Annotated in this window: 1 protein-coding gene and 1 pseudogene; both read left to right on the top strand. The window is 51.1% G+C overall.

Translation table 11 applies throughout. The features are described 5' to 3' along the window. Positions 1–545 precede the first annotated feature (545 nt). Positions 546–1,097 carry a cysteine hydrolase family protein gene (locus VU18_RS07860; protein ID WP_014195912.1) on the top strand — a complete coding sequence of 184 codons (552 nt, stop codon included), beginning with the start codon at positions 546–548 and terminating at the stop codon, positions 1,095–1,097. 86 nt (positions 1,098–1,183) lie between these two features. Further along, a pseudogene (locus VU18_RS19735) lies at positions 1,184–1,726 on the top strand (nicotinate phosphoribosyltransferase); the annotation flags it as partial.

Here is a 1,726-nt window from a genome sequence, read left to right as displayed (position 1 = left end):
CGGCGGTTGCTTCTCGATCATCCAGTCGCTCATTTTGCGCAGTCAGCTGAAAGCGGCGAAAGCGGCGGAAAATAGCTGACGGATCAGTGAAAATCCCGCGCCTGCTTCAAGCAGGCGCGGGATTTTCGCTTTGCGCTTATGGTTGCGCCGCTTTGTTGATTTGATTCAGCTGATAATTGTTGAACGGCACCCAACGGAGAGGCTCAGTGTAGCTGATCATGCGAATCCGGTTTGACGCAAATTTATTCAGGAAGACGACGGATAAACCGACGGCAAGAAGCACGAGCAAAAAAACGATATTGAAAAAAAGGGGGATCATATCGGCATATCCTACTTTCTGTTTTTGTAAATATTCGTAAAAACCATTCGTCAGAAAGGAATCACTTTTCCGCTGAGCGATGGAAGGCGAGTTTTGCATCATCGGCTCGCTTTCTTATGCAATCTTCTGCTTGCCCAGATTTTGCATGCTGGAGTAGAGTAAAAGTATAGCAGCGGCAATGTACAGCAAGACCCGTTTGTTAGACAAACACGCAGGAGGGATTTTCATGAAGAGAGCACTCATTAACATCGACTACACCGTCGATTTTATCGCCGATCATGGCGCGCTCACATGCGGGAAGCCGGGGCAGGCGATTGAAGAAGAACTTGTACGGGTGACGAAACAGTTTATCGATCGTGGAGATTTTGTTGTCTTCGCCATTGACAAACATGTGGCGGGAGATCACTACCATCCGGAAACGAAGCTGTTTCCGCCGCATAACATTGAAGGGACGGAGGGACGAAAGCTGTACGGGGAGCTCGAAGAGGTGTATCAAGCAAATAAGCATAAAGACAACGTCTACTGGATGGACAAAACGCGCTACAGCGCGTTCGCCGGGACCGATTTGGAGCTGAAATTGCGCGAGAGAGGCATCACGGAAGTGCATTTGGTCGGCTGCTGCACCGATATTTGCGTCCTCCATACGGCGGTCGATGCATACAATAAAGGCTTTCGCATCGTCGTCCACCGGCGGGCGGTCGCGAGCTTCGACGCGGCGGGACACGAATGGGCGCTCCGCCATTTTCGCCATACGCTAGGCGCAGAAATAGTGGAATAATGGAGAAAACATGATAGAATAGACGATGAACGTTCTTTTTCTCCATTCGGCGGCGCAGTCATTCGTATGTTGGAGGTTGCACATTCATGAAAAAATATGCCGATGACAGTTTGATGCTTCATACGGACTTATATCAAATCAACATGGTCGAGACGTATTGGGAAGATCGTATGCATGAGCGCCGCGCTGTGTTTGAAGTGTTTTTCCGCAAGTTGCCGTTTGGCAACGGCTATGCGGTGTTCGCTGGGTTGGAGCGTGTCATTCAGTTTTTGCAACAGTTCCGATTTTCTGACAGCGACATCGACTATTTGCGCCAAGAACTTGGTTACCGCGACGACTTTTTAGACTATTTGCGGACGCTTCGCTTCACCGGCACGGTCCGTTCGATGCGCGAAGGGGAAGTGGTGTTTGCCAATGAACCGATTATGCGCATCGAGGCGCCGCTCGCCGAGGCGCAGCTCATCGAAACGGCTATTTTAAACATTATCAATTTCCAGACGCTCATCGCCACGAAAGCGTCGCGCATTAAGCATATTCTCGGGAACGAACCGGCTTTGGAGTTCGGCAGCCGGCGGGCGCAGGAGATGGATGCGGCGCTTTGGGGGGCGCGCGCAGCGTATATCGGCGGG

It is taken from the genome of Geobacillus sp. ZGt-1 (assembly GCF_001026865.1).
GTDB lineage: Bacteria > Bacillota > Bacilli > Bacillales > Anoxybacillaceae > Geobacillus > Geobacillus thermoleovorans.
The sequence above is the reverse complement of the archived record's forward strand: the minus strand, read 5'-3'. Positions and strand labels throughout refer to the sequence as shown.